At 65.6% G+C, this 20,523-nt stretch carries 16 protein-coding genes; 10 read left to right on the top strand and 6 right to left on the bottom strand.

The features are described 5' to 3' along the window. Positions 1–16: 16 nt before the first annotated feature. The 9 genes from uvrC (at position 17) to ppc (ending at position 11,428) form a co-directional block, all read left to right on the top strand. Positions 17–2,107, top strand: coding sequence for an excinuclease ABC subunit UvrC (gene uvrC, locus CH296_RS22735; protein ID WP_094630103.1), 2,091 nt, complete (start codon positions 17–19; stop codon positions 2,105–2,107). Further along, on the top strand, positions 2,107–3,057 hold the full coding sequence (gene rapZ, locus CH296_RS22730; RefSeq protein WP_373557296.1) for an RNase adapter RapZ: 951 nt from the start codon (positions 2,107–2,109) through the stop codon (positions 3,055–3,057). Before uvrC ends, rapZ begins: the two co-directional genes overlap by 1 nt. After that, positions 3,054–4,079, top strand: coding sequence for a uridine diphosphate-N-acetylglucosamine-binding protein YvcK (gene yvcK, locus CH296_RS22725; RefSeq protein WP_032398004.1), 1,026 nt, complete (start codon positions 3,054–3,056; stop codon positions 4,077–4,079). The genes rapZ and yvcK overlap by 4 nt, the downstream gene beginning before the upstream one ends. Then, positions 4,070–5,053 carry a DNA-binding protein WhiA gene (whiA, locus tag CH296_RS22720; protein WP_032398005.1) on the top strand — a complete coding sequence of 328 codons (984 nt, stop codon included), beginning with the start codon at positions 4,070–4,072 and terminating at the stop codon, positions 5,051–5,053. The genes yvcK and whiA overlap by 10 nt, the downstream gene beginning before the upstream one ends. Positions 5,054–5,173: 120 nt before the next feature. Then, entirely contained in the window at positions 5,174–6,193 is a 1,020-nt protein-coding gene (gene gap / locus CH296_RS22715; protein ID WP_032398006.1) for a type I glyceraldehyde-3-phosphate dehydrogenase, read from the top strand. A gap of 5 nt (positions 6,194–6,198) precedes the next feature. Beyond that, a complete protein-coding gene (gene pgk, locus CH296_RS22710; RefSeq protein ID WP_094630019.1) occupies positions 6,199–7,410 on the top strand; it encodes a phosphoglycerate kinase in 1,212 nt (403 codons plus the stop codon). A gap of 3 nt (positions 7,411–7,413) precedes the next feature. Further along, positions 7,414–8,199: a triose-phosphate isomerase gene (gene tpiA, locus CH296_RS22705; protein ID WP_032398008.1), complete on the top strand. Its 786-nt coding sequence runs from the start codon at positions 7,414–7,416 to the stop codon at positions 8,197–8,199. A 112-nt stretch (positions 8,200–8,311) separates the two neighbouring features. Then, positions 8,312–8,545 (top strand): preprotein translocase subunit SecG, encoded by a 234-nt coding sequence (secG, locus tag CH296_RS22700; protein WP_032398009.1) that lies wholly within the window; start codon positions 8,312–8,314, stop codon positions 8,543–8,545. A 51-nt stretch (positions 8,546–8,596) separates the two neighbouring features. Then, positions 8,597–11,428 carry a phosphoenolpyruvate carboxylase gene (ppc, locus tag CH296_RS22695; protein ID WP_094647942.1) on the top strand — a complete coding sequence of 944 codons (2,832 nt, stop codon included), beginning with the start codon at positions 8,597–8,599 and terminating at the stop codon, positions 11,426–11,428. Between the two features lie 223 nt (positions 11,429–11,651). Here the strand turns inward: ppc and pgl are convergent, their stop codons facing one another. The 5 genes from pgl to tkt are packed head-to-tail and all read right to left on the bottom strand — an operon-like array spanning position 11,652 to position 18,086. Further along, complete coding sequence (gene pgl, locus CH296_RS22690; RefSeq protein WP_094657131.1) at positions 11,652–12,398, bottom strand: 6-phosphogluconolactonase; 747 nt, start codon at positions 12,396–12,398, stop codon at positions 11,652–11,654. Further along, positions 12,391–13,299: a glucose-6-phosphate dehydrogenase assembly protein OpcA gene (gene opcA, locus CH296_RS22685; RefSeq protein ID WP_179275669.1), complete on the bottom strand. Its 909-nt coding sequence runs from the start codon at positions 13,297–13,299 to the stop codon at positions 12,391–12,393. The genes pgl and opcA overlap by 8 nt, the downstream gene beginning before the upstream one ends. Beyond that, complete coding sequence (gene zwf, locus CH296_RS22680; protein WP_032398013.1) at positions 13,296–14,852, bottom strand: glucose-6-phosphate dehydrogenase; 1,557 nt, start codon at positions 14,850–14,852, stop codon at positions 13,296–13,298. The genes opcA and zwf overlap by 4 nt, the downstream gene beginning before the upstream one ends. A 6-nt stretch (positions 14,853–14,858) precedes the next feature. Beyond that, entirely contained in the window at positions 14,859–15,983 is a 1,125-nt protein-coding gene (gene tal / locus CH296_RS22675; protein ID WP_094630016.1) for a transaldolase, read from the bottom strand. A gap of 3 nt (positions 15,984–15,986) precedes the next feature. Next, on the bottom strand, positions 15,987–18,086 hold the full coding sequence (tkt, locus tag CH296_RS22670; RefSeq protein WP_094630015.1) for a transketolase: 2,100 nt from the start codon (positions 18,084–18,086) through the stop codon (positions 15,987–15,989). 409 nt (positions 18,087–18,495) lie between these two features. Here tkt and CH296_RS22665 point away from each other — a divergent pair, with 409 nt between their 5' ends. Then, a complete protein-coding gene (locus CH296_RS22665) occupies positions 18,496–19,503 on the top strand; it encodes a heme o synthase (RefSeq protein WP_045199760.1) in 1,008 nt (335 codons plus the stop codon). Between the two features lie 23 nt (positions 19,504–19,526). Here the strand turns inward: CH296_RS22665 and CH296_RS22660 are convergent, their stop codons facing one another. Beyond that, complete coding sequence (locus CH296_RS22660; protein WP_032398016.1) at positions 19,527–20,492, bottom strand: quinone oxidoreductase; 966 nt, start codon at positions 20,490–20,492, stop codon at positions 19,527–19,529. Between the last annotated feature and the right edge of the window lie 31 nt (positions 20,493–20,523).

The raw sequence follows: 20,523 nt of genomic DNA, 5'->3' as shown, positions 1-20,523 counted from the left end.
GGCTAACGTGGATGCCGTGTCCGACCCCGCTACCTACCGCCCGGCCACCGGAACCATCCCGGTGGAGCCGGGGGTGTACAAATTTCGCGATCCGCACGGCCGCGTCGTCTACGTGGGAAAGGCCAAGAGCCTCCGCAGTCGACTCAATTCCTACTTCGCAGACATAGCCTCGCTGCATCCACGTACTCGCCAGATGGTCACGACCGCGGCATCGGTGGAGTGGACCGTGGTGACCACCGAAGTCGAGGCCCTCCAGCTCGAGTACAACTGGATCAAGGAATTCGATCCACGGTTCAACGTCCGCTACCGCGACGACAAGAGCTATCCGATGCTCGCGGTGACGATGAACGAGGAGTTTCCTCGGTTGTTCGTCTACCGCGGACCCCGGCGCAAGGGTGTCCGCTACTTCGGCCCCTACGCGCACGCGTGGGCCATTCGCGAGACGCTGGATCTGTTGCTGCGAGTATTTCCCGCGCGCACGTGCTCGACCGGAGTGTTCAAGCGCCACAATCAGATCGGCCGGCCCTGCCTGCTGGGCTACATCGACAAGTGCTCGGCACCGTGCGTCGGACGGGTCAGCGCCGAGGAGCATCGGGCGACCGTCGAGGATTTCTGTGACTTCTTGGCCGGAAAGACGGACAAGCTGGTTCGTCAGCTCGAGAAGAAGATGCAGGCTGCATCCGAGGACCTCGATTTCGAGACCGCCGCACGTCTGCGAGACGACGTCGGTGCGCTGCGTCGGGCATTGGAGAAGCAGGCGGTGGTGCTCGGCGACGGCACCGACGCCGATCTCGTCGCCTTCGCCACCGACGCCCTCGAAGCTGCCGTTCAGGTCTTCCACGTCCGAGGCGGCCGCGTGCGCGGGCAGCGCGGCTGGGTGGTGGAGAAGGCAGGAGAGGTGATCGAACGCCAGGACGAGGCCGATCTGCCCGCTCTGGTCGAGCAGTTCCTGACGCAGTTCTACGGCGAGCAGGCCGCCCTGTCCGCACAGGCACCGGGCGGTGACGACGGTGGTTCCAACGCCGTCCCGAGGGAAGTGCTGGTTCCGGTCCTGCCGGACAACGCCGACGAGGTTCAGGCCTGGCTCAGTGAACTTCGGGGCTCGAACGTGACTCTGCGTGTTCCCCAGCGCGGCGACAAGAAGGCGTTGGCCGAGACCGTCGAACGCAACGCCAAGGAAGCCCTGCAGCAGCACAAGCTCAAGCGCGCGGGCGACTTCACATCGAGATCGGCTGCGCTGCAGGGTATTCAGGAGGCACTCGATCTGGACTCGGCACCGCTGCGCATCGAGTGCATCGATATCTCCCACGTGCAGGGAACCGATGTGGTGGCCTCGCTCGTCGTCTTCGAGGACGGATTGCCCCGCAAGAGCGACTACCGCCACTACGCGATCAAGGAAGCGGCAGGCGACGGGCACTCCGACGACGTGGCGAGCATCGCCGAGGTGACCCGTCGCCGGTTCCTACGGCACTCCGCGGACGGTTCGGCCGAGGGGACCGGAGGCGATCTCGCCCCCGAAGCGGCGTTGGATCCACAGACCGGCAGACCGCGCAAATTCGCGTATCCACCCAATCTGTTCGTCGTCGACGGCGGTGCCCCTCAGGTGGCCGCTGCCGCGGCCGTGCTGGACGAGCTCGGCGTGACCGACGTGGCCGTGGTCGGTCTGGCGAAGCGGCTGGAGGAGGTATGGGTTCCGGGGGAGGAGGATCCGGTGATCCTTCCGCGTACGAGCGAGTCGCTCTACCTGCTCCAACGGGTCCGCGACGAAGCGCACCGGTTCGCGATCACGTTCCATCGCAGCAAGCGATCGCGACGCATGACGGCCTCGGCTCTGGATTCGGTTCGCGGACTCGGCGAGTCGCGTCGAACGGCGCTGGTGGCACACTTCGGTTCCGTCGCCAACCTCAAACGCGCGACGGTCGCGGAGATCGTCGAGGTGCCCGGGATCGGAGAGACCACAGCCAAGTCGGTGCTGGCCGCACTGGGTTCCGACACGGACGACGCCGATGTAGGCGATGATGGCAGCGCAACTGCAACGACATCGGGCGAGAACACGGCGGAACATGCGATCGCACCGCGCGTGGAATCGGCGGGACAGGCTTCGTAGTGAGCGAACACCAGACACAGAGACACCCACCGTCCGAAGACCATCTCGAACAGCCCTCCGCGGGGGAGTCGCGGCACGACGAGATCGAAGTGGCGTTGGTCACCGGGGTTTCCGGAGCAGGATTGCGCACGGCGGCCAAGATTCTCGAGGATCTCGGCTGGTACGTCGCCGACAACCTACCGCCGGAGCTCATCTCCAAGATGGTCGATCTCGGCCGCGAGTCCAAGCCCAGAATCGAGCGACTGGCGCTGGTGATGGACGTTCGAAGTCGCCTGTTCACCGGCGATCTGGGCTGGGTGGTCAAAGAACTCGATTCCAAGGGCGTGCGCAACAGAGTGCTCTTCCTCGACGCGTCCGACGCCGTGTTGATCCGTCGATTCGAGTCCAACCGGCGCAGCCATCCTCTGCAGAACGACGGTCAGGACGGAACCTTGACCGAGGGCATCACCGCCGAACGGTTGCGACTCGCCCAGGTCAAGGCGGCCGCGGATCTGACCGTGGACACCACATCCCTGTCGGTGCATCAACTGCGGGGCAAGATCGAGACGGTGTTCGGCGAGTCCGACACCACCGGCGTCGGGGTCACCGTGCAGTCGTTCGGCTTCAAGTACGGCCTGCCGATGGACGCCGACCTGGTCTGCGACGTGCGCTTTCTGCCCAATCCCCATTGGGTTTCGGAGCTGCGCGAACACACCGGCCAGGACGCGGACGTTCGGGATTACGTGCTGGGGCAGGACGGGGCACGCGACTACCTGCAGACGTACACGCATCTGCTGAATCTAACGATCGAGGGATACGTGCGGGAAGGCAAGAGATACATGACGGTGGCCGTGGGCTGCACCGGAGGGAAGCATCGAAGTGTTGCGATGACCGAGGCACTGGCCGCGATTCTCGCCGATCAGGGTGATGTGTCGGTGCGGGTGCTGCATCGGGATCTGGGTCGCGAATGAGCGAGGTCGACACCGAAGTACCGGTATCGGGCCCCAGGATCGTCGCACTCGGAGGCGGTCACGGCCTGTACGCAACGCTGTCGGCGGCCCGGTTGCTCGGTCACGACGTCACCGCCATCGTCACGGTCGCCGACGACGGGGGATCCTCGGGACGTCTGCGGGCCGAGCTCGGCGTCATTCCGCCCGGGGATCTGCGCATGGCGCTGGCCGCGCTGGCACGCTCGGACGAGCGAACACAGCTGTGGACCGACGTCCTCCAGCACCGCTTCGGTGGCACGGGCGCGCTGGCCGGGCACTCGGTGGGCAACCTCATCCTCGCCGGCCTCACCGAGGTACTGGGCGACCCGATCGCCGCACTGGACGAGATGGTGCGGATGCTCGGAATCGACGGACGAGTGCTTCCGATGTCGCCGATCGCACTCGACATCGAGGCCGACGTCTCCGGTCTCGAGGACGATCCGCGCGTGAGCCGCGTCATTCGCGGACAGGTGGCGGTGGCGACGACTCCCGGCAAGGTTCGCCGCGTTCGGCTGCTTCCCCCCGAACCGCCGGCGTCCGCGGATGCACTCGCTGCGATCGAGAAGGCAGACCTCGTGGTGCTCGGACCGGGATCGTGGTTCTCCAGCGTGATCCCGCACGTACTGGTGCCGGATCAGCTCACCGCGCTGGCTCGTACGAGCGCGCCGAAGGTACTGGTGCTGAACCTGGCCCCCGAACTCGGTGAGACCACCGGATTCTCCGCCGAGCGCCATGTCCACGTACTCTCCCAACACGCACCGGATTTGGGAATCGACTACGTGTTGGTCGATTCCGCCTCGGTCCCGGAAGGCAGCAACCGCGAGCACGTGGCGCGGGCTGCGGCCCGGCTCGGTGCCGAGGTCGTCTACGTCGACGTTGCCGAAAACGGCACCCACGCACATCATTACGGCAAGCTTGCCGCGGCTCTCGGCTCCATCGTGTCGCCCACCGGCGGCACCGCACCGACTGCCGCACGCAGAGAGGGGATCACTTCGTGGCCATGACAGCGGAGGTCAAGGACGAGCTGAGCAGGCTGACCGTCAGCCAGGTCAGTTGCCGCAAGGCCGAGGTGTCCGCACTGCTGCGATTCGCCGGTGGACTGCACATCGTGGCGGGCCGGGTGGTGGTCGAAGCCGAGGTGGACCTCGGGTCCATTGCGAGACGGCTGCGGCGGGAGATCTTCGAGCTGTACGGCTACTCCTCCGACGTGCACATGCTCGGCGCAGGCGGGCTACGCAAGACCTCGCGGTACGTGGTCCGAGTGGCCAAGGACGGCGAAGCGCTGGCCCGCCAGACCGGCCTGCTGGATCTGCGGGGACGCCCGGTTCGCGGCCTCCCCGCACAGGTCGTCGGCGGCACGGTGGGGGATTCCGAGGCGGCATGGCGGGGCGCATTTCTGGCGCACGGCTCCCTCACCGAACCGGGTAGGTCCTCGGCCCTGGAGATCAGCTGCCCCGGACCGGAGGCGGCGCTCGCGCTCGTCGGAGCCGCCCGCCGCCTCGGAGTGGCCGCGAAGGCTCGTGAGGTCCGCGGCACCGATCGAGTGGTCGTCCGCGACGGCGAGGCCATCGGAGCCCTGCTCACCCGCATGGGAGCACAGGACACCCGGTTGATCTGGGAAGAACGACGCATGCGACGCGAGGTCAGAGCCACTGCGAACCGGCTCGCCAACTTCGACGACGCCAACCTGCGCCGCTCGGCCAGGGCCGCCGTCGCCGCCGCAGCGAGAGTCGAGCGCGCCCTGCACATCCTCGGCGACGACGTGCCGGACCATCTGGCCGCAGCCGGATCGCTCCGAGTCCAGCATCGGCAGGCGTCACTCGAGGAACTGGGCCAGTTGGCCGACCCTCCGATGACCAAGGACGCCGTGGCCGGCCGAATTCGACGCCTGCTGTCCATGGCCGATCGCAAGGCCAAGGAAACCGGAATTCCCGACACCGAGTCCGCGGTCACCGCCGAGCTGCTCGACGAGGCGTGATCGGCCCGATCACGTGATGCGCGCGCTCTGCCTGCGCGCACACTAGGGTGGGAACCGCGTGTGGCACCCCGCACGCAGGCACAATCAGACATCTGTTTTCACAACTTTTAGGAGCGAACAGTGACGATCCGGGTAGGCGTCAACGGCTTCGGCCGCATCGGGCGTAACTTCTTCAGGGCTGTCGACGCGCAGAAGGCGCTCGGTACCACCGACATCGAAATCGTTGCTGTCAACGACCTGACCGACAACGCATCGCTCGCACACCTGCTCAAGTACGACTCGATCCTGGGCCGTTTGCCGCACGATGTCTCGCTCGAGGGCGAAGACACCATCGTCGTCGGTGGCCAGAAGATCAAGGCACTGTCGCTGCGCGAGGGCCCGTCCGCACTTCCGTGGGGTGACCTGGGTGTCGACGTCGTCGTCGAGTCCACCGGCATCTTCACCGACGCTGCGAAGGCCCAGGGTCACATCGACGCCGGTGCGAAGAAGGTCATCATCTCCGCGCCCGCCAAGGGCGAGGACATCACCATCGTGATGGGCGTCAACGACGACAAGTACGACGGCAGCCAGAACATCATCTCCAACGCGTCGTGCACCACCAACTGCCTCGGCCCCATCGCCAAGGTTCTCGACGACGAGTTCGGCATCGTCTCGGGACTGATGACCACGATCCACGCGTACACACAGGATCAGAACCTGCAGGACGGCCCGCACAGCGATCTGCGTCGCGCTCGCGCTGCGGCTCTGAACGTCGTGCCGACCGGCACCGGCGCAGCCAAGGCCATCGGCCTGGTGCTCCCGCAGCTGCTGGGCAAGCTCGACGGCTACGCGCTCCGGGTTCCGATCCCCACCGGCTCGGTCACCGACCTCACCGCGCTGCTGAAGAAGTCGGCCTCCGCCGACGACATCAACGCTGCGATGAAGGCTGCTGCCGAGGGACCGTTGAAGGGCATCCTGAAGTACAACACCGATCCCATCGTGTCCTCGGACATCGTCACCGACCCGCACTCGTCGATCTTCGACGCGCCGCTGACGAAGGTCATCGACGACCAGGTCAAGATCGTCTCCTGGTACGACAACGAGTGGGGCTACTCCAACCGCCTCGCCGACCTCATCGGTCTCGTCGGCAAGTCCCTCTGACACCGATGGCTGTCAAGACACTGCAGGATCTGCTCGATGCCGGTGTCGAAGGCCGTGGCGTCCTCGTGCGATCGGACTTCAATGTCCCGCTCGAGGACGGCACGATCACCGATCCCGGCCGTATCCAGGCGTCGATCCCGACTCTCGAGGCTCTGGTCGAGGCCGGTGCCAAGGTCATCGTCACCGCGCATCTCGGTCGTCCCGACGGTAAGCCCGACGCGAAGTACAGCCTGGCTCCGGTCGCCGCGAAACTCGGCGAGCTGCTCGGACGCCATGTTCAGCTCGCGGGCGACGTCGTGGGTCAGGACGCCGAGGCTCGCGCCGAGGGTCTGACGGACGGCGACGTGCTGCTGCTCGAGAACATTCGCTTCGATCCGCGCGAGACCAGCAAGGACGAGTCCGAGCGAGCTGCCCTGGCTCGCGAGCTGGTGGCTCTGGCCGGCGACGACGCGGCGTTCGTTTCCGACGGATTCGGCGTCGTGCACCGCAAGCAGGCGTCGGTCTACGACGTGGCGCAGCTGCTGCCCCATTACGCGGGCACCCTCGTCGCTGCCGAGGTCGAGGTGCTGGCGAAGCTCACCGAGGACGCTGCGCGTCCGTACGCGGTTGTGCTCGGCGGCTCCAAGGTCTCGGACAAGCTCGGCGTCATCGAGGCGTTGGCCCCCAAGGTCGACACCCTCGTGATCGGCGGCGGCATGGCGTTCACCTTCCTTGCTGCGCAGGGATATTCGGTCGGCAACTCGTTGCTGCAGGAGGATCAGATCGGGGTCTGCAAGGACCTGCTCGAGCGCTTCGGCGACGTGATCCACCTGCCCGTCGACATCGTCGTCGGAGACAAGTTCGCGGCGGACGCCGAGGCGAAGACCGTCAAGGCGTCCGAAATTCCGGACGGCTGGATGGGCCTGGACATCGGACCCGACTCGGTCAGTCGTTTCGCTGTCGTGCTCTCGAATGCGAAGACCGTCTTCTGGAACGGACCGGCAGGAGTGTTCGAGTTCGACAAGTTCTCGGCCGGCACCAAGGGCATCGCGGAAGCGATCATCAAAGCCACCGAGAAGGGCGCGTTCAGCGTCGTCGGTGGCGGCGACTCCGCGGCTGCGGTGCGCACCCTCGGACTGCCCGACGACGGCTTCTCGCACATCTCCACCGGCGGCGGTGCATCCCTCGAATACCTCGAAGGCAAGCAGCTCCCCGGCCTATCCGTCCTGGAGGCGTAACGCATGGCACGTAAGCCGCTCATCGCGGGCAACTGGAAGATGAATCTCAACCACCTCGAGGCCATCTCGCTGGTGCAGAAGATCGCATTCTCGTTGCCCGAGAAGTATTTCGACAAGGTCGACGTCACGGTGATCCCGCCGTTCACCGACATCCGGAGCGTCCAGACTCTGGTCGAGGGCGACAAGCTCCTGCTCACCTACGGTGCACAGGACGTCTCGTCCGAGGACAAGGGTGCGTTCACCGGCGAGATCAGCGGATCGATGCTGGCCAAGCTGGGGTGCACCTTCGTCGTCGTCGGTCACTCCGAACGACGCACGTTGCACAACGAGGACGACGCCGTCGTTCTCGCCAAGACGAAGGCGGCGCTGAAGAACGGACTGACTCCGATCGTGTGCATCGGCGAGGGTCTGAACATCCGCGAGGCGGGCGAGCACGTGGCCTACAACGTCGCGCAGCTCCGCGGGTCACTCGACGGACTGTCGGCCGAGGACATCTCGAAGGTCGTCATCGCCTACGAGCCGGTGTGGGCGATCGGAACCGGCCGGGTCGCGTCCGCGTCGGACGCTCAGGAAGTGTGCGGTGCCATCCGCGAGGAGTTGAAGTCGCTCTCCTCGGGCGAGGTCGCCGCAGGCGTACGCGTGCTCTACGGCGGATCGGTCAACGCCAAGAACGTCGGCGAGATCGTCGGTCAGCCCGATGTCGACGGCGCACTGGTCGGTGGCGCTTCGCTCAAGGCCGACGAGTTCGCCACGTTGTCGGCCATCGCTGCAGGAGGACCCCTGCCCTGATCGGCAACGCTACGACGAACGGTTTTCGGGCACCTCGCTTCGGCGGGGTGTCCGAAGCCGTTCACGGGGCCAGGTAGGCTGCTGAAGGCATCGAATCGAGTTTGAGGTGGACATGGATCTGTTTCTGGATATTCTGCTGGTCATCACCAGCCTGGCACTGATCTTGCTGATCCTGCTGCATCGCGGCAAGGGCGGCGGATTGTCCAGCCTGTTCGGTGGCGGAGTGCAGTCCAGCCTCTCCGGTTCGACCGTCGTCGAGAAGAATCTCGATCGCCTCACGGTCTTCACCGGCATCATCTGGCTCATCGCCATCCTCGGTATCGGTCTGGAGATCAAGTACACCTGATCGAATTCGGCTCCGAGTGCGAGTTGGTGACGGAGCGACGATACTGGGTGGATGAGCGAATCCTCCTACGAGTCAGTCGGTTCCCCAGCCTTCGTCCCACCGACAGCTCAGGGTCGAGAGTTGACAGAGCCTCTCCGTGAGGACATCCGCTATCTCGGCGGTATCTTGGGCGAGATCATTCGCGAGCACGAGGGCGAGGACGTCTTCGACCTGATCGAGGCAGCGCGCGTCGAATCATTCGCGGTACGCAGATCCGAGATCGAGCGTGACGATTCGGTCGGACGTTACACCGATGTGGAAGTGGCACAGGCAGTTCCACTGATTCGCGCGTTCAGTCACTTCTCGCTGCTGGCCAATCTCGCCGAGGACCTGCACCGCGAACGTCGCCGCGCGATTCACCTCGACCGCCAGGATCCGCCGCAGGACAGCAGCCTCGACGCCACCTGGCTCAAGATCGATGCCGCGGCACCGTCGCGCGAGCAGGTGGCAGCCGCTCTCACCGATGCGTTGGTCGCCCCGGTGATCACAGCGCACCCCACCGAGACACGTCGACGGACCATCTTCGACGTGCAATCGAAGATCACCGAGCTGATGCGTCGCCGCGATGTCGCCGTTGCGGCGGTCGAGGGCAAGGCCGCCCGCGCGGCCAAGGAACTGGCCGCCATCGACGTGCAGATCCGCAGGCAGGTACTGACCCTGTGGGAGACAGCTCTGATTCGGTTGTCGCGGTTGCGAATTCAGGACGAGATCGAGGTCGGCCTCCGTTACTTCGAGTCGTCTCTGTTCGACGTCATGCCTGCCCTCAATGCGGATGTGCGTGCCGCGCTGCGCGCACGGTGGCCCGAGGACGATCTTCTGCCGCGCCCCATCCTTCGCCCCGGTTCCTGGATCGGCGGCGACCGCGACGGCAATCCGAACGTCACCGCCGACGTGGTGCACACTGCGACACATCAGGCGGGTTACGTCGCGTTCGAGCACTACCTGGACGAGCTGGTCGCGCTGGAGAAGGAACTGTCGATGTCCGCGCGCCTGGTGGATGTCACCGAGGAGCTCGCGGCTCTGGCCGGCGCATCGGCCGAACCGGACGACCGCCGATCGGACGAGCCGTATCGGGTCGCGGTGGTCGGCATCCGGGCTCGGCTCACCGCCACCGCCGAGGCGGTGCTCGACGCCGTACCGGTCTCCGGCATCGACCTCGGAGCGCAGAAGTACGACGGCCCGCAGGACATCCTCGACGACCTCGACGTCATCGACCGGGCACTTCGTGCGGACGGTGACGCGTTGATCGCCGACGATCGACTGCTCCGGCTTCGACAGTCGGTCGAGACGTTCGGATTCCATCTGCAGGCGTTGGACATGCGGCAGAACTCGGAGACCCACGAAGAGGTGGTCGCCGAGCTGCTGGCCTGGGCCGGTGTTCACCCCGACTACGTGTCCCTCGGCGAGGACGAGCGGGTGTCGGTGCTGTCGCGGGAACTCGCGACCAGGCGGCCGCTCGTCGGCCCCAACGCGCAGCTCAGTGAGCTCGCGACGAAGGAACTGGGCATCGTCAGGGCGGCCAAGGAGGCCATCGACCACTTGGGCCCCGACACCATCCAGAACTACATCATCAGCATGTGCCAGTCGGTCAGCGACATGCTCGAAGCGGCGTTGCTGCTCAAGGAGGCCGGCATCTTCGACCCCGGCACCGACGGTTCGGCACCGACCTCGACCGTCGGTGTCGTTCCGCTGTTCGAGACCATCGAGGACCTCCAGCAGGGCGCGGCGACTCTGCTGGCCACGCTCGACGTTCCGATCTACCGCGCGCTGGTCGCCGGTCGCGGCATGAACCAGGAAGTCATGCTCGGGTACTCCGACTCGAACAAGGACGGTGGATACCTCGCGGCCAACTGGGCGCTGTATCGCGCCGAGTTGGATCTACTCGAGGCATCGCGCAAGACGGGGATCCGGTTGCGGCTCTTCCACGGTCGCGGTGGCACGGTCGGCCGCGGCGGCGGTCCGAGCTACGACGCGATCCTGGCGCAGCCGCCCGGTGTGGTGCAGGGATCCCTGCGTCTGACCGAGCAGGGCGAGATCATCGCAGCGAAGTACGCGGAGCCGTCCTTGGCGCGACGAAACCTCGAGTCCCTGGTTGCCGGAACTCTCGAATCGACTCTGCTCGACGTCGAGGGCCTCGGTGACGGTGCCGAAGCCGCGTACGACATTCTGGACGATCTGGCCGCCAAGGCACGCGCAGCGTACGGCCGTCTGGTGCACGAGGAGCCAGGTTTCGTCGAGTACTTCCGAACGTCGACTCCCGTTGCGGAGGTAGGGGAGCTGAACATCGGCTCCCGTCCGGCATCGCGGAAGCCGACCAACTCGGTGTACGACCTGCGTGCCATTCCCTGGGTGATGTCGTGGAGTCAGTGCCGCGTGATGTTGCCCGGGTGGTACGGAACGGGATCGGCGTTCGAGGAGTGGGTCGGCGACGACGATTCCAGGCTCGAGGTGCTGACCGACCTCTACCGGAAGTGGCCGTTCTTCCAGACGGTTCTGTCCAACCTCGCGCAGGTCATGGCCAAGTCCGATCTGGGCATCGCGGCTCGCTACGCCGAGTTGGTTCCCGACGCCGATCTCCGGGCTCGTATCTTCGGCATGATCGAGGCCGAGCACGCCACGACGGTGCGGATGTACCTGAAGATCACCGGTCACAGTCGACTGCTCGAAGACAATCCGTCTCTCGAACGCTCCGTGCACAACCGATTCCCGTACCTCGAGCCGCTCAATCAGATGCAGGTGGAGATGCTCCGGCGCTACCGAAACGGGGACGACGACGAACGCGTCAAGCGAGGAATCCTGCTGACGATGAACGGTCTCGCGACGGCACTGCGTAACAGCGGCTGACCCGCACGGGGGGCGTGGAACCGGTCGGCGGCGAGAAGCGTCCAACGAGGTATGAGGCAGTGCAGCAACGACACCGATGCCTGGCGCGAGGGATCCGCCTACCGTGCGAACGGTAGGCGGATAGATCGCTCGACATCAGGACGTGTTCGGTGCGTCGGCGGTTACGACGATGCGTGGCCGGGACGTGACCCCGACGCAGTCGAACCGGACTAGCTCCGGGCTCTCACACCGTGTCCAGCTTGGACGCTGCGCCGGTATCGAGGAACCAGACCGTCGATTCGGTGCCCAGTGCTCCGGCCGACGGGACGTCGTCGGGATCGGCCCCGCCCACCGCAGCAGCGACGGCATCGGCCTTGTTCGCTCCCGAGACGAGCAACCACACGTGCTGCGCGCGGCGGACCGCAGGCAGCGTCAGTGTGATGCGCACCGGTGGGGGCTTGGGGGAGTCCTCGACCGCCACGACGAAGCGATGCTGTTCGCGCACTGCATCGGTGTGGGGGAAGAGTGAATTGATATGGCCTTCGCCGCCCATGCCGAGCAGATGGACGTCGAACCGAGGCGTCGGCTCGCCTTCGGATCCGGAATGCAGGATCTGTGCGTACGTTGCCGCGGCAACTTCGGGGTCGCTTCCGTGTGGTCCGTCGGATGCGGCCATCCGGAACACCCGATCCGGATGGACATCGACGTGATCGAGCAGCGCATCCGAGGCCTGAACTTCGTTGCGCTCGGGATCGCCCGAGGGCAGGAAGCGTTCGTCACCGAAGTAGACGTCCACTCTGCCCCAGTCGATCGAGCCGGAGTCCGTGCGCAGCGCCTCCAGCAATGCGATTCCTGTGCCACCGCCGGTCAGCACCACCGACGCAGATCCTCGCTCGGCCTGCGCGGCGGTGATCACGTCGACGAAGCGCGATCGCGCTGCGTCGACAAGGGCTTGTGCGTCCAGGTACTGGAGTACCGATGTCTTACTCATAGCTCACTTTCGACAGTCCGTTCAAGGCGAGTTCGTAGATCTCGTCCGTGTCGAGTCTGCGCAGTTCCTCGGCGAGGCACTCGCGCGTGTTGCGCCGCGCCAGTGCGACTTCGGCGTCGGGCTGACCGGTACGCCGCAGGGTTGCGGTCTTACCGGTCTGCGGTCGCGTCAGCGAGATGCTGCTGTTCTCCCGGATCAGCTCGACTTTCAGCTCACCCGCACGGCGGTGGACCGGCACGTCCAGCTTCGCGGCCAGCCAACCGGCAAGGATGTCGAGTGCGGGCTCCTCGGCCAGTCCCGACACCGTGGCCGAGACGACAGCCTCGAACGGAGCCTGGTCGAGCGCGGTGGCCAACAGGCCACGCCAGTACGTGATGCGACTCCAGGACAGATCGGTGTCGCCCTCGGTGTAGCTGCTGAGCCGTCCCTTGATCGTCGCGGTGGTGTCGGGGGAGTTCGTGGCATCGGTGATGCGTCGAATCGCCAAGCGCCCCAACGGATCCTTCGCCGGAACGGTCGGTGCCTCGTCCGGCCACCAGGCCACGATCGGGGTATCGGGCAGCAGGAACGGGATGACGACACTGTGTTCGTGGTCGGCGAGTTCGCCGTTCAGGCGCAACACGACGACCTCCGATGCACCGGCGTCGCCGCCCACCCGGATCTGCGCGTCGAGGCTCGACTCGGCCGACCGATCTCCGTGGATGAGCACGATGACGCGGCACGGATGCTCACGGCTCGCCTCGTTCGCCGCGTCGATCGCTCGTTCGGCCTTGGCCGGATCACGGCTGGCCACGATCAGAGTCAGCACTCGGCCGATGGTCACCGCACCGCCTGCTTCGCGCACCTCCACCAACTTCTTGCCGACCTCGGCCGTCGTCGTGGCGGGGATGTCGACAATCACGGTCTTCTCCATTCGCGTCCGGTGCGGTGCATCATCTCGTCACCCGAGGAGGGCCCCCAGGTACCGGCTTCGTACGGTTCCGCGGTGCCGCCGGAGGCCCAGAACTCCAAGATCGGATCGAGGATCTTCCACGACAGTTCCACCTCGGCATTGACCGGGAACAACGACGGCTCGCCGAGCAGCACGTCGAGGATGAGTCGTTCGTAGGCCTCGGGGGAGGATTCGGTGAACGCCTGGCCGTAGCTGAAGTCCATGCTGACGTCGCGCACCTGCATGCTCGAACCCGGCACCTTGGAGCCGAACCGCATCGTCACGCCCTCGTCGGGCTGGACTCGGATCACCAACGCATTCTGACCGAGTTCCTCGGTCATCGTGGCGTCGAACGGCAGGTGCGGGGCGCGTTTGAACACCATCGCGATCTCGGTGACTCGGCGCCCGAGTGCCTTGCCGGTACGGAGATAGAAGGGCACCCCACCCCATCGCCGCGTATCCACCTCGAGGGTGATGGCGGCGTAGGTTTCGGTGTTCGACTCGGAGTCGAACCCTTCTTCCTCCTTGAGCCCCTTCACTTTCTGGCTGCCCTGCCACCCCGCGGTGTACTGACCGCGCGCCGAGGTTCGATCGAGTGGCTCGGCGAGTTTTGTCGCCGAGAGCACCTTGATCTTCTCCGACTGCAGCTCCTTGGGGTTGAAGCTGACCGGCTCCTCCATCGCGGTGATGGCGAGGAGCTGTAGAAGGTGGTTCTGGATGACGTCGCGGGCGGCACCGATTCCGTCGTAATACCCTGCGCGACCACCCAATCCGATGTCCTCGGCCATCGTGATCTGAACGTGGTCGACGTAGTGCGCATTCCAGATCGGATCGAACAACTGGTTCGCGAAGCGCAGTGCGAGGATGTTCTGCACCGTCTCCTTGCCCAGGTAGTGATCGATGCGAAACACGGTGTCCTCGGGGAACACTCGGTTGACGACGGCATTGAGCTCTTTCGCGCTCTGCAGGTCGTGGCCGAACGGCTTCTCGATCACCACACGTCGCCAATTACCGTCCTCGCCCTGCGCCAGACCGGACCGAGACAGCTGCTCGAGAACGACGGGAAAGGCGCTGGGCGGAATGGACAGGTAGAAGGCATGATTGCCGCCGGTGCCGCGGGTCTCGTCGAGTTCGGTCAGTGTCCGCGACAACTCGTCGAACGCTGCGTCGTCGTCGAACGTGCCCTGGACGAACCGGAATCCTTCGGCGAGGGTGTTCCAGACCTCCTCGCTGAACGGAGTGCGCGCGTGATCGCGCACGGAATCGTGCACGATCTTCGCGAAGTCCTGGTTCTGCCATTCCCGACGGGCGAAGCCGACCAAGGCGAAACCGGGGGGTAGAAGCCCCCGGTTCGCCAGGTCGTACACCGCAGGCATGAGCTTCTTACGCGCGAGATCGCCGGTCACTCCGAAGATGACCATGCTGCACGGGCCCGCTATGCGGGGGAGCCGCTTGTCCCGCGCGTCGCGGAGTGGGTTGACCCAGTCCGCGGAGTGGAGAGGTTCGGTTTCTGCGGTGGGCACAGTCGGTCAGCTCTTCTGACCTGCTTGGCGAAGCTGCTCGCCGGTGGCTTCGAGCAACTCGTTCCAGGCCGCCTCGAACTTCTGGACGCCTTCGTTCTCCAACGTCAGGAAGACGTCGGTGATGTCGATCCCGAGCGCCGAGATGCGGTCGAAGATCTCCTGCGATTCCGGTCCCTTGCCCGAGACGGTGTCGCCGACGATCTCGCCGTGATCGGCAACCGCGTCCATGGTCTTCTCCGGCATCGTGTTCACCGTGTTCGGTGAGACGAGCTCGGTGACGTACATGGTGTCGGGGTAGGCGTCGGACTTCACACCGGTCGACGCCCACAACGGACGCTGCGGGCGTGCGCCACTGCCGACGAGCTCGCGGAACCGAGGGGCCACCTCGAAGATCTGCTGGTACGCCACGTACGCCAGACGAGCGTTGGCCAGAGCGGCCTTGCCCTTGAGTGCCTCGGCATCGGGGGTACCGATTGCATCGAGACGGGAATCAATCTCGCTGTCGACGCGGGAGACGAAGAACGACGCGACCGAGTGGATCTTGTCGAGGTCGTGGCCGGCCGCACGCGCCTTCTCCAGACCGTCGAGGTAGGCGTTCATCACCAGCTCGTAGCGTTCGACGGAGAAGATGAGCGTGACGTTGACGCTGATGCCCTCGCCGATCACCTTGGCGATAGCGGGAATCCCCTCCTCGGTCGCCGGGATCTTGATCAGCAGATTCGGACGGTCGACGATCTTCCACAGTTCGACGGCCTGCTCGTACGTCTTGTCGGCGTCGTGTGCCACGCGCGGATCGACCTCGATGGACACGCGGCCGTCGACGCCTGCACTTGCCTCGTATTGAGGCATCAGGATGTCGCAGGCCTCGCGAACGTCGTCCGTGGTGACCGTGCGGATGGTGGTCTCGACGTCGGCACCTTCACCGGCGAGCTTGTTCACCTGCTCGTCGTACGCCTCGCCCTTGCTCAGGGCCGCCTGGAAGATCGACGGGTTGGTGGTCACTCCGACGACACTTTTCGTGTCGATGAGGTCCTGGAGGTTGCCCGAGCGGATGCGATCACGGGAGAGGTCGTCCAGCCATACCGAGATTCCGGCGGCGGAGAGTTCTGCAAGATTCTTGTTCTGGGTCATGAATTATCCCTTCACATTGGTGATGGAGCGCTGTGCGGCTGCCGTGACGGCCTCGGCCGTGAAGCCGAACTCGCGGAAAAGTGTTGCAGCGTCGGCAGATTCGCCGTAGTGCTCGAGCGAGATGATCTCGCCGAAGCCGCCGACGATCTTCCACCACGGCATCGCGATGCCGGCTTCGATCGACACCCGGGCCTTGACGGTGGGCGGGATCACCTGGTCGCGGTAGTTCTGATCCTGGCTCTCGAACCACTCGACGCACGGCATCGAGACGACGCGGGCGGCGATGCCCTGCGCCTCGAGCTGCTTCTGTGCCTCCACGGCGTACTGCAGCTCGGAACCGGTACCGATCAGCACGACGTCGGGGGTCGCCTTGGACGACTCGACGAGGATGTATCCGCCCTTCGAGACGCCCTCGTAGCTGGTGCCCTCGAGAATCGGGATGCCCTGACGCGTCAGCGCAAGGCCGACGGGTCCGCTGCTGCTGGACCTGGCCAGCACTGCCTGCCATGCGAACGCGGTTTCGTTGGCGTCGCCGGGGCGTACCACCGAGAGGTTGGGGATGGCCCGCAGCGCGGCGAGATGCTCGACCGGCTGGTGCGTCGGGCCGTCCTCACCGAGGCCGATGGAATCGTGGGTCCACACGTAGATGGGGTCGATGTCCATGAGTGACGCGAGCCGGACCGCAGGCCGCATGTAATCGCTGAACTGCATGAACGTTCCGCCGTATGCACGGGTCGGGCCGTGCATCACGATGCCCGACAGAATCGCGCCCATCGCATGCTCACGGATACCGAAGTGCAGGGTGCGGCCGTACGGCTCGGCGTCCCAGTCGTCGGTGGAGATGGACGTGGGGCCGAAGGACTTCGCACCCTTGATCGTCGTGTTGTTGCTGCCTGCGAGGTCGGCCGAGCCGCCCCACAGTTCCGGGAGAACAGGTCCGACGGCGTTGAGAACCTCACCGGACGCGGCACGCGTGGCGACGGCCTTGCTGCCGGGCTCCCAGGTGGGCAGAACGTCGGTCCAGTTCTCGGGCAACGTGCCCTGGGTGAGGCGATCGAGCAGCTTCTTGCGCTCGGGCTCGCGGGCGGCCCAGGCGTCGAACTGGACGGTCCACTCGGCGTGGGCCTTGCGGCCGCGCTCCTGCAGCTTGCGGGTGTGGCCGATGACCTCGTCGGTGACCTCGAACGTCTTGGCCGGGTCGAAATCGAGGGCCTGCTTGACCTTCGCGATCTCCTCGTCGCCCAGTGCGGCACCGTGGACTGCGCCGGTGTTCATCATGGTGGGGGCCGGGAAGCCGATGATGGTACGCAGCACGATGATCGACGGCTTGTCGGTGACGGCCTTGGCAGCCTCGACGGCTTCTTCGATCGCGGTGACGTTCTCGCCGCCTTCGACCACCTGTACGTGCCAGCCGTAGGCCTCGTAGCGCGCGGCCGTGTTCTCGGAGAGAGCGATGTCGGTGGAGTGCTCGATGGAGATCTTGTTGTCGTCGTAGAACAGGATCAGGTTGCCGAGCTGCTGAGTGCCGGCCAGAGACGACGCCTCGGACGTCACGCCTTCTTCGATGTCTCCGTCGGAGGCGATCACGTAGATGTAGTGATCGAACGGGCTCTCACCGAGTGCGGGCTCGGGATCGAACAGACCGCGCTCGCGCCGCGCCGCCATGGCCATGCCCACGGCGGAGGCGAGTCCCTGACCGAGCGGGCCGGTGGTGATCTCGACGCCGTCGGTGTGGCGGAACTCGGGGTGTCCGGGAGTCTTCGACTTGTAGGTGCGCAGTGCCTCGATGTCGGCGAGCTCGAGACCGAAGCCGCCCAAGTACAGCTGCAGGTAGAGAGTCAGGCTCGAGTGCCCGCACGAGAGCACGAACCGGTCGCGGCCGATCCAGTGCGTGTCGGTGGGGTCGTGACGCATGGTGCGCTGAAAGAGGGTGTAGGCGAGGGGAGCCAGGCTCATCGCGGTTCCGGGGTGGCCGTTGCCGACCTTCTGCACTGCGTCCGCTGCCAGAACACGAACGGTGTCGACCGCTCGGGTGTCCAGGTCCGTCCAGTCGCTCGGGTGGTGCGCCGTGGTGAGGACGTCAATATCGTCTGTGATCGACACGAGCAGAAATCTCCTGACATTCGTTCGAGTTGTGGCTCCGGGGAATCGTCGCCCGGCGGCGACTGCAATGCGCCTGGGTGGAGCACGCATGTGGTCGGTGCCGAAGGACGTCCTCCACCAGCCTAGTTCTGTCCGACCCTACTGTCGTGCCTTCCCCCGGGCGATTGCGCGCGGGTTACTCGTAGGCGACGTATTCCTCACTTTGGGTGCCCTGCGAATTGGAGGTGCAAACCCCGCCGTCTACCATCGGTCGTAGTAGGCGCACGGTCGTCGGCTCCCGCGGTTGTGGTCGCGGAGTTGCCCGTGCGCGCAGGCGCCGAAGTGTCGCCGTCGAGAGACAACCCGCGTGCCGGTGGCGCGTGAGCAAGTGGCCGAGCGCCAGAGAACGACAGTCGTGCGAGGAGACGCAGTGCGAATTGGGCAGCAGCCGGGCGGACACGGTTTCGCCGGCGGCCCCGGATTCGGAGCAGACGAGACAGGTGAGCCGACGCAGGCCGCGCCGGCGACGTCCGCCCCACGTAGAGCATTCGCACTCTTTCTTGCGTATGTCGCGCTCACGAAGCCCCGGGTCATCGAACTCCTCCTCGTCACGACCATTCCGGCGATGTTGCTGGCCGACCGGGGAAACGTCGATCCGTGGCTGATCCTCACCACCCTCTTCGGCGGAATGCTGGCCGCGGCCAGTGCCAACACGCTGAACATGGTGGTCGACGCAGACATCGACAAGGTGATGAAGCGCACCGAGAAGCGCCCGCTCGCCCGCGGTGCCATGCCCGTCTCGCACGCGCTGATCTTCGGGCTCGTACTCGGTGTGTTCTCGTTCTTCTGGCTGTGGGCCACCACGAATCTGCTCAGCGGTGTGCTCGCCGTCGTCACCATCTGCTTCTACATTTTCGTCTACACGCTGGTGCTCAAGCGGCGCACCTCGCAGAACGTGGTGTGGGGTGGCGCGGCCGGTTGCATGCCGGTGATGATCGGCTGGTCCGCTGTGACCGGCACGATCGGGTGGCAAGCGCTGGTGATGTTCCTGGTCATCTTCCTGTGGACGCCGCCGCACACCTGGGCGCTCATGCTCCGCTACAAGGAGGACTACCAGGCGGCCAACGTACCGATGCTGCCTGCGGTCGCGTCGGAGACGAAGGTCACCAAGCACATCGTGCTGTATGCGTGGGCCACCGTTGCCGCAACACTTGCGTTGGCACCGGGCTCGGGCATCGTCTACGCGGCCGTCGCCGTGGCGTCGGGAGTGTGGTTTCTCGTCGTCGCACACCGCCTGTACGCAGGCGTGCGAGCGGGAACTCCGGTCAAGCCACTGAAGCTGTTCATCCTCTCCAACGAATACCTGGCACTGGTGTTCTGCGGCCTGGCCGTCGACTCGGTCCTCGGCTGGCAGACGCTCGCCCAGCTTCTCTCCTGAGCGAGCGTCACCCGACGGATCGGTCAGGGAACGAGCACGATCGATCCCGTCGTTCGGCGTGACTCCAGATCGATGTGGGCCTGCGCGGCGTCCTCCAGCGCGTATCGAGCGCCGACCTCGACCGTGAGCGCGCCACGCGATATCGCCCCGAACACATCTCCGGCCCGCCACTCGAGCTCGGCCCGGTCCCGTATGTGGTGGGCGAGTGTCGGCCTGGTGAGGAACAGCGATCCTGCGCCGTTCAACCTCTGCGGGTCCAGGGGCGGGACCGGACCGCTCGCCGCTCCGAACAGGGCCAACGTCCCTCTGATCCGTAACGACGCCAGACTTGCCTCGAAAGTGTCGGCACCGACGCCGTCGTACACCGCATGGACACCCTCGCCGTCGGTGATCTCGCGCACGCGAGCAGCGATGTCCTCTTCGTAGCGCAACACGTGGGCGGCACCGGCCTGCGCGGACCGCTCGGCCTTCGCATCCGTGGAGACCGTGGTGATGACGTTCACTCCCTTCGCCACCGCCATCTGCGTCAGCAACAGTCCGACGCCACCTGCGCCGGCGTGCACGAGGACGGTGTCACCCTGCTGGGCCGGGTAGGTGGATTCGATCAGGTAGTGCGCCGTCATACCCTGCAGCAATGCCGAGGCGGCCTGATCGGCAGGAACGCCCTCGGGAACCGCGATGGCCGACGAGGCGTCGACCAGTACGTATTCCGCGTAGCTGCCCGGCGCTGCGGCCCAGGCGACGCGCTGTCCCGGTGCGAAGTCGGTGACGTCCGTTCCGACCTGTTCGATCACCCCGGATCCCTCGTCGCCGGGAACGTACGGCAGCGCGCGTGGATACAGACCGCGTCGAAAATACGTGTCGATGTAGTTGATGCCGACGGCCTCGATCCGGACCAGTAGTTGAGCCGGTCCCGGCGTCGGTATCGGAATGTCGACGACGTTCATGACCTCGGGTCCGCCGGTGTTGTCTATTCGAATGGCACGCATGAGACCGTTCTACACGGGCGCGTCACACTCG

The sequence above is a fragment of the Rhodococcus sp. 14-2496-1d genome, from assembly GCF_002259365.1.
Classification (GTDB): domain Bacteria; phylum Actinomycetota; class Actinomycetes; order Mycobacteriales; family Mycobacteriaceae; genus Rhodococcoides.
The sequence above is the reverse complement of the archived record's forward strand: the minus strand, read 5'-3'. Positions and strand labels throughout refer to the sequence as shown.

Excerpts from the sequence above, each read along its gene's own strand:
- yvcK (WP_032398004.1), top strand. The coding sequence starts at position 3,054 with ATGAGCGAGGTCGACACCGAAGTACCGGTATCGGGCCCCAGGATCGTC.
- pgk (WP_094630019.1), top strand. The coding sequence starts at position 6,199 with ATGGCTGTCAAGACACTGCAGGATCTGCTCGATGCCGGTGTCGAAGGC.
- tpiA (WP_032398008.1), top strand. The coding sequence starts at position 7,414 with ATGGCACGTAAGCCGCTCATCGCGGGCAACTGGAAGATGAATCTCAAC.
- secG (WP_032398009.1), top strand. The coding sequence starts at position 8,312 with ATGGATCTGTTTCTGGATATTCTGCTGGTCATCACCAGCCTGGCACTG.
- ppc (WP_094647942.1), top strand. The coding sequence starts at position 8,597 with ATGAGCGAATCCTCCTACGAGTCAGTCGGTTCCCCAGCCTTCGTCCCA.
- pgl (WP_094657131.1), bottom strand. The coding sequence starts at position 12,398 with ATGAGTAAGACATCGGTACTCCAGTACCTGGACGCACAAGCCCTTGTC.
- tal (WP_094630016.1), bottom strand. The coding sequence starts at position 15,983 with ATGACCCAGAACAAGAATCTTGCAGAACTCTCCGCCGCCGGAATCTCG.
- CH296_RS22660 (WP_032398016.1), bottom strand. The coding sequence starts at position 20,492 with ATGCGTGCCATTCGAATAGACAACACCGGCGGACCCGAGGTCATGAAC.